This window comes from Kribbella albertanoniae (assembly GCF_004348455.1).
Classification (GTDB): Bacteria; Actinomycetota; Actinomycetes; order Propionibacteriales; family Kribbellaceae; genus Kribbella; species Kribbella albertanoniae.
On the sequence record NZ_SMKA01000378.1, the window covers coordinates 1 to 6,843 of the forward strand.

Annotated in this window: 8 protein-coding genes and 1 pseudogene; 5 read left to right on the forward strand and 4 right to left on the reverse strand. The window is 67.8% G+C overall.

The features are described from left to right. The first annotated feature begins 210 nt into the window (after nt 1-210). Both E1261_RS41940 and E1261_RS41945 read left to right on the forward strand, forming a co-directional pair. Nucleotides 211-969, forward strand: a complete 759-nt coding sequence (locus E1261_RS41940) for a phosphotransferase family protein (protein WP_132415414.1) — start codon at nt 211-213, stop codon at nt 967-969. Continuing rightward, the gene (locus E1261_RS41945) at nt 966-1,367 is read left to right on the forward strand and encodes a GNAT family N-acetyltransferase (protein ID WP_132415417.1); all 402 of its coding nucleotides are present in this window, start codon (nt 966-968) and stop codon (nt 1,365-1,367) included. The genes E1261_RS41940 and E1261_RS41945 overlap by 4 nt, the downstream gene beginning before the upstream one ends. Here E1261_RS41945 and E1261_RS41950 read toward each other — a convergent pair. After that, nucleotides 1,336-2,223 carry a hypothetical protein gene (locus E1261_RS41950; protein ID WP_132415420.1) on the reverse strand — a complete coding sequence of 296 codons (888 nt, stop codon included), beginning with the start codon at nt 2,221-2,223 and terminating at the stop codon, nt 1,336-1,338. The genes E1261_RS41945 and E1261_RS41950 overlap by 32 nt on opposite strands. Before the next feature lie 478 nt (nt 2,224-2,701). Between E1261_RS41950 and E1261_RS41955 the strand changes: the two are divergent. After that, nucleotides 2,702-3,715: pseudogene (locus E1261_RS41955) on the forward strand (MFS transporter); the annotation flags it as partial. Nucleotides 3,716-3,732: 17 nt separating this feature from the next. On the opposite strand, the gene E1261_RS41960 reads toward E1261_RS41955, so the two are convergent. Next, nucleotides 3,733-4,506: a TetR/AcrR family transcriptional regulator gene (locus E1261_RS41960; RefSeq protein ID WP_202875440.1), complete on the reverse strand. Its 774-nt coding sequence runs from the start codon at nt 4,504-4,506 to the stop codon at nt 3,733-3,735. A 44-nt stretch (nt 4,507-4,550) separates the two neighbouring features. Between E1261_RS41960 and E1261_RS41965 the strand changes: the two genes are divergently transcribed. After that, the gene (locus E1261_RS41965) at nt 4,551-5,462 is read left to right on the forward strand and encodes an SDR family oxidoreductase (protein ID WP_238176786.1); all 912 of its coding nucleotides are present in this window, start codon (nt 4,551-4,553) and stop codon (nt 5,460-5,462) included. Here the strand turns inward: E1261_RS41965 and E1261_RS41970 are convergent. Beyond that, nucleotides 5,453-5,896: a MarR family winged helix-turn-helix transcriptional regulator gene (locus E1261_RS41970; RefSeq protein WP_132415423.1), complete on the reverse strand. Its 444-nt coding sequence runs from the start codon at nt 5,894-5,896 to the stop codon at nt 5,453-5,455. The two genes, E1261_RS41965 and E1261_RS41970, sit on opposite strands and share 10 nt — an antisense overlap. Nucleotides 5,897-5,928: 32 nt before the next feature. On the opposite strand from E1261_RS41970, the gene E1261_RS41975 reads away from it, so the two are divergent. Further along, complete coding sequence (locus E1261_RS41975; protein WP_132415425.1) at nt 5,929-6,342, forward strand: ester cyclase; 414 nt, start codon at nt 5,929-5,931, stop codon at nt 6,340-6,342. Nucleotides 6,343-6,345: 3 nt separating this feature from the next. On the opposite strand, the gene E1261_RS41980 is transcribed toward E1261_RS41975, so the two are convergent. After that, a partial coding sequence (locus tag E1261_RS41980; RefSeq protein ID WP_132415427.1) for an MBL fold metallo-hydrolase occupies nt 6,346-6,843 on the reverse strand: 498 nt, incomplete at its 5' end.

The window sequence follows — 6,843 nt, forward strand, 5'->3', positions numbered from 1 at the left end:
GCCACCAGTGGAGGCGTGAGACAGCAAGTGGTGGCCGGAGACAGCAAGTGGTGGCCGGGGACCTGTTGCCATAGGTCTCCGGCCCGGGTTTCCTGTCTCCGGCCGCAAGTGGTGGCGCGGGACAGGTGGTGGTGGGGTCGAAGTCGGCTGCTCTTCCTCGCGCGCGCTAAATCAGGGGCGCGTTGGGGAGGCCGCGCCTAGGGTCGGGGCGTGGCTAACTACATCAAGCGGCGGTTGCCTGCGGCGGCTGGGTCGATCGCGGCGGAGCTGCGGATGGCTGAGGCTGAGGTGCGGTTCTATCGGGAGGTCGCGCCGGAGATCGGCGTTCGGGTACCGGAGTGCTACCGCGCCGAGCTCGACGACGAAGGTTCCCTCCTGGAGCTTGAAGACCTCTCCACCTGGCGCCAGGGAGCTGATCCCGGAGCGGCGGCCACACTTCTGCGCTCGATGCATGATCGGTGGGTCGACCGCGCCCACGTGCGCTGGCCGTGGTTGCGGCCGATCGGCGCTGGAGACGAGCTGGTCGCCCGCCTGTACGACGACACCTGGCCGAAGCTGGCTGCTCGCTCGGATTTGTCGGCGCCGGTGCGCGAATTCGGTGCGCGGTTGGTCGGCAAGGTGCTGCAGGTCGAGGCGCGGGTGCTTGAGGCCGGACCGCTCACCCTCGTACACGGGGATGCCTCGGCGCCCAACCTGCGAACCGCTCCAGACGGCGAAATCGCCTTGCTGGACTGGGAAGACGTGTCCGCCGCGCCCGGAGTGATCGACCTGACGTGGCACCTGGTCTCCTCGGTGCCACCTGCGCAGTGGGCCGAGGCGCTGGCGGCGTATGGACCGAGCGACGGACTAAGGACCGCACTGCCGTCGAGCATGGTGCAGGGCTATCTGAGCATGGCCGACTGGCCTGAAGGCTCCGAGGAGGCAGCGGCATTCAATGAGCGGCTGGCAGCCGGGGTGGCGATGCTATGAGTTCGATCGAGTTCGTTGTGCGGTTCCCGGTTGATGATCGGGTGTTGTCGGAGCTGCACGCGGCAGCGTTCGACGGTGAGCCGACAACCCAACCGTGGGCAGAGCGGTTGGAGCGCTGGGCTCTGGCCTGGATCGGTGCCTTCAGCAACGATCGCCTCGTCGGCTTCGTCCAGGCCTGCTGGGACGGCGGAGCGCACGCATTCGTCCTCGACACAGCGGTGCACCCCGAGTTCGGCAGACGCGGGATCGGCCAGCAGCTAGTCGCAGCCGCGGCGTCAGAGGCCCGGGCAGCTGGATGCGAGTGGCTACACGTCGACTTCGAGCCGCACCTGACCGCGTTCTACCTCGAGGCGTGCGGCTTCCGTCCTACTGACGCAGGTCTGCTGAAACTGCGGTGAGCCGCTCAGTCGAGATGCACGAGGTCAGACACCGTTCCTTCGCATCGCCGAGCAGATCAGCGGTCCAACTCGTGAACCCACCATCGCCGAGTTCCGCATCCCGCATTCCGACGCCGAGCGCCGTACCGGTGTAGTAGGTAGCGCTCTTGGTGCGCTCGCTGTCTTCGCGGAGGGTCGCGCGAACCGCCGGGCGGACCGTGTCCTCGATCCGCTCGGTCACCGCGGACGGGGTAAACGTGGTGAACGTCAGATCGGCGGATTCGCCAAGCACGTCCGCCCAGAAGTTCAGGTGATCGATCAGCAGTTCGGCCTCGGTCCGGCCCGAACCCGTGTCGCGAGCACTCGACACCAGCACGAACAACTGGAAGTGCGCGAACATCCCCGCCCCATCGACCGATTGCGCCCGAACCACCCGCTGGCATGCCGCCAGATCGACCCGCGCCTGCCCAGCACGACGCCGTACGGCGGCCTCGATCGCCAGCTCGTTGGTCGGATCGCTGGCGACCTCGGTACCGCGAATCGTGCTCAGCACCTGATGCTGGTTGATCGTCGCCACCGCCGAACACGTCCCCAACGGCGTCACCGGCGACAACTCCACCCCGGCGAACCGCTCCGGCAACGCACCCCACAATCGCTGCTGCGTCTGCACCAACGCCCGCGGATCGGCGGTCGACGGCCGTACGAACCGATCCTCCCGCCACCGCTGCATCAACCGCGCCGGCGTCACCTTCGCCGCCCGCTCCCGACTCACATCCAGCAACACCGACTGCAACTCAGAAGCACTCAGCCCGTCGACCAACGCCTGCCGGCTCCCCGCCGGCAACTTCCCCCAGAACCGCTCACTGACATCCGCCACGCTCCTACTCTGCCGGAAGGCAGTCACTCGACGCGCGCCAATTACCCGAACCCCCAGGCCATCACAACTGCGCCCGGCGGGCAGCCGTGAGCGGGCGAGCGAGTCGACGCCACCACTTGTGATGGCCTGCAGGTCCGCGCCTCGCTCCGGCAGGCGGACCTCCACCACCGTCCAACCGCAGCACCGCGCGGCCGGCCACGCTCAGCACCCACCCGCAGAGCCTCCACCCGGCGCGTTAGACGGTGGTGGGAGTCCGCCGCCTCGAACCCCAGACACTGACCAAGTCGCCCCGGCCACGGTCGGTTGCGCTCAGATCGGGTGGCGCCCCGGCGCTGGGAGAGGGTTGATCAGTGGGGGCGGTCCGCGAATCCACGTGCGGGGGCGAGGCTCCGGCGGTACCGTCAGTCCCATGAGATTTCCGAGTCCGCACCTTTGACCTAGGGCCGACCGGCTGCCGACTGGGTTGTCCACCCGGATCGTGGCCTATCAGGCGCTGCAGGACTTCATTCCGCTGTATCCCCTGTACCAACTGCTGTTCACCGACCACGGGCTGTCGACATCGCAGATCTCCACGCTGTTCGTCATCTGGTGTGCGGCCGGCTTCGTCGTCGAGGTGCCGTCCGGTGCCTGGGCGGACTCGTACTCCCGCCGCAAACTCCTGGTGCTCGGTGCCCTGATCGGTGCCGCCGGCTACGCAGCCTGGATCGTCCTGCCCACGTACGCCGGGTTCGCCCTCGGATTCGTCCTCTGGGGGATCTCGTCCGCCCTCATCTCGGGCACCTACGAAGCCTTCGTGTACGACGAACTGGCGGCCCGCGCGCTCACCCCGCGATACGCAACCCTGCTGGGCCGCGCCCGCTCCGCCTCGTTCATCCTCAACCTCGCGGCCACCGCGCTCGCGTCACCGCTCTTCGCCCTCGGCGGTTACGCCCTGGCCGCAGCGGTCAGCATCGCGAGCCACCTCGCCCAAGCAGTAGTCGCCTACACCCTGCCCGAGGCCCCGCGCGCAACCGTGGAATCCGAAGACGCCACCTCGCGCGGCGCGTTCGTCGACTACCTCGCCATGCTGCGCTCCGGCCTCACCGAAGTACTCACCACCCAGACAGTACGGCGGGCCGTCGTGCTGGCCGCGTTGGTCGCCGGCTTCCTGTCGTTCGACGAGTACTTCCCGTTGCTGGCCAGGGAGATCGGCACGCCAACCCCGATCGTCCCGCTCCTGATCGCAGGTACGGTCGCAGCCCAGGCGATCGGCGGTGCGCTCGCGGGACCGGCGTACAAGTTGCCAGCAGCAACGTTCGCCGGAGCGCTCGGTATCACCGCGGTGCTGATCGCGACCGGTGCCTTGAGTCGAGATGCATGGGGCTTCCTGCCGATCGCTCTCGGGTACGGCGTGATGCAGCTGGTGATCGTGGTTGCCGACGCGCGGCTGCAGGACGCGATCACCGGCCCCGCTCGCGCGACCGTCACCTCGGTGGCGGGACTGTTCAGCGGGATCTTCGCGATCGCCGTCTACGCCGGGTTCGCGCTCGGATCGTTCTGGTTCACGATGTCCACGCTCGTCGCCGCACTCACGATCCCCGTGCTGCTGACCGCGTTCGTCGTACCGGCGGCGATGCCCGCGGTGAAGATCGACAACGCCGACTCGAACCCGCTGTCGAAGTCATAGGCGAACCCGTCGGCACCCAGCTCCGACACGACGCGGACGAGTGTCGGAGCCTTGCCCGCGGGCAGTTCGGCCACGCGACTGAGCAGGTCAGGCGCGAGGTCGAAGGTCTCGGCCCGGACGGCGACCTCGCCGAGCAGGAAGCCGTGGATGAAGTCGATGAGCGTGTTCACCGCCTCCACGATCTGCCGCGCCGGCAGCCCGCCGCGGTCGAGCGCGCGGTAGAACGGCTCGACCGTCACCACCACAACCGCCGACACCGTCGACGGGTCGGACAGGACCTGCAGCGCGAGATTCGGGTGTGCCCGCAGCGCGTTCCGATACGCCCGCGCCGCATCCTTCAACTGCTCCTGCCAGTCAACGGCGTCGCCAGGATCCGGAAACTCCAGGTCGGCGAACACCAGCTCTGCCAACCCAGTCAGTACGGCGGCCTTGTTCGGTAGGTGGTGATACAGCGACATCGGGTTCACTCCGAGCGTCGCTGCGAGCCGTCGCATGGTCAGCGCGTCAATGCCCTCGTCGTCGACGATCCGTAACGCCGCGGTCAGGATCGCCTCCCGGTTGAGCCGCTCCTCGCCTGCCCGGGGCCGCCCACCAGAGCGCTTGCCAGCATTAACCATACGTCGTATGGTACATAACCATACAGCGTATGGAAAGGAAAATCATGAAGCCGTTGGCGGGGAAAGTCGCACTGGTGGCCGGAGGCAGTCGCGCGGCCGGGCGGGGGATCGCGGTCCAGCTCGGCGCGGCCGGTGCGACCGTGTATGTGACCGGCCGGACCACTCGCACCAGCCGTTCGGAGATGAACCGCCCCGAGACGATCGAGGACACCGCCGAGCTGGTCGACCAGGCCGGCGGCCGCGGCATCGCCGTACCGGTGGACCACCTCGATCCCGCGCAGGTGAAGGACCTGATCGACCGGATCGAGCGTGAGCAGGGGGCGCTGCACATCCTGGTGAACGACATCTGGGGTCAGTTCGGCGAACCTGAGTGGGACAAGACCGTCTGGGAGAGCGACCTCGAGGGCGGGCTGCGGCTGTTCCGGCTCGGCGTCGACACGCATGTGATCACCAGCCACTTCGCGCTGCCGTTGCTGATCAAGTCACCCGGCGGGCTGGTGGTCGAGATGACCGACGGCACGAACGAGTACAACGCGGACAACTACCGCGTCTCGTTCTTCTACGACGTCGCGAAGGGCGCGGTCAGCCGGATGGCGTTCGCGCTCGCGCACGAACTCGACAAACACGAGGCAACCGCCGTACTGCTCAGTCCGGGCTGGCTGCGGTCCGAGGCCATGCTCGAAGGGTTCGGTGTCACCGAGGAGACCTGGCGGGACGCGACCGAACGCATCCCGCACTTCGCCATCTCCGAGAGCCCGTCGTACGTCGGCCGTGCCGTCGCCGCGCTGGCCGCGGATCCCGACGTACGGCGCTGGAACGGCAAGTCCACCTCGAGCGGCGAACTGGCTCGGATCTACAACTTCACCGACCTCGACGGTTCGCAGCCCGATGCGTGGCGCTACATCGTCGAGGTCCAGGATCCCGGCAAGCCCGCGGACACCACCGGCTATCGCTGAATCCGCTCCTCCAGCTGAGCAAGGACGCGGTTGACGGTCGCCACGTCCTTGGCCGGGAGGTCGCCGAACAGGTCGTCGGCCAGACGCGCGGTCTCCGTATCCATCCGGTGCGCCGCCGCCGTCCCCTTCCGGGTCGGCCGCACCAGGACAGCGCGCCGATCCTCGTCGTGGGCGGTCCGGGTCACGAATCCGGTCCGCTCCAGCGCGTCGACCAGTGTGGTGACGTTGCGCGGCGTCACGAGTAGCAGGTCGGCCAGCTGCCGCTGGGTCATCGGCCCGTGCTGCACGATCTGCCACAGTGCCGTCGCCCGGGCGCGGGTCAGTCCACGCTCGGTCAACCCACGCGTCATGTCCTCCGTCATCAGGATCGAGACGGCGAACAACCGGTTCAGCGCTTCCCGGCCAGCTGATGTATCAGGCTCATTGTGTACCATGTTCACTAAATATTAGCGAACGGATGATGCCGATGACAACGACCCCTGCCGCCAACGTCGACCTGCTGCGCGGGCTGTACCAGCTGCTGACCGACGGCGACATCGATCAGGCCGCCGAGCACCTCACCGAGGACTTCGTCGCGAACCAGCCCGGCCGCCCCGAGCCCACCATCGGCCGGGACCCGTGGAAACAAGGCACGCAGTACATGCTGGCCGCCTTCCCGGATCTCAAGGTCACCATCGACGACATCTTCGGCCACGAGGACAAGGTCGTCGTCCGGCTGCACTTCGACGGCACCCACCAAGGTCCGTTCGTGGACATCCCCCCGACGCAGCGCAGGGTCACCTTCCGCAGCCTCGAGCTCTACCGCATCAAGGACGGCAAAGTCGCCGAGGAGTGGGTCGCGCCGGACACGATGGACCTGATGCGCCAACTCACCGCCTAGAACCTAGAGCCGGTACGGCGGGCAGACGGCTTCACCCGTGGTCGGAGTGGCCAACGCCCGCGCCTCGGCGTCCAACGCCGGATGTGGATGCGCGGCCGCGATCGGAATCCCGGTCGCAGCCGCAAGCGCGAGAACCTCACGCCGGGACGTGATGGCCTGCGCTGGATCCCGCTCGTACACGTAGGTCAGCTCCGGCCACCGAGCCTGCGCAGGATGCACCAGCACATCCCCACCCAGCAGCGCCCGCTCGGTCACCACCGACTGATGCCCAGGCGTATGCCCCGGCGTCGGCAACAACCGCATCCCCCGGAACCCGACATCCCCGTCCACCACCCGCAACTGCCCGGCCTCCTCGATCGGCCGAATCATCCGCTCGTACGTCGCCCCACCCCGTACATGCGCCAACTCATCCGCCTGTACGACGTACTCCGCGTTCACGAACCGCGGCCGAGCCTCCTCCGTACTCCACCCCACGTGATCCAGGTGCACATGCGTCAACAC

Excerpts from the sequence above, each read along its gene's own strand:
- E1261_RS41945 (WP_132415417.1), top strand. The coding sequence starts at position 966 with ATGAGTTCGATCGAGTTCGTTGTGCGGTTCCCGGTTGATGATCGGGTG.
- E1261_RS41960 (WP_202875440.1), bottom strand. The coding sequence starts at position 4,506 with ATGGTTAATGCTGGCAAGCGCTCTGGTGGGCGGCCCCGGGCAGGCGAG.
- E1261_RS41965 (WP_238176786.1), top strand. The coding sequence starts at position 4,551 with ATGAAGCCGTTGGCGGGGAAAGTCGCACTGGTGGCCGGAGGCAGTCGC.
- E1261_RS41970 (WP_132415423.1), bottom strand. The coding sequence starts at position 5,896 with ATGGTACACAATGAGCCTGATACATCAGCTGGCCGGGAAGCGCTGAAC.
- E1261_RS41975 (WP_132415425.1), top strand. The coding sequence starts at position 5,929 with ATGACAACGACCCCTGCCGCCAACGTCGACCTGCTGCGCGGGCTGTAC.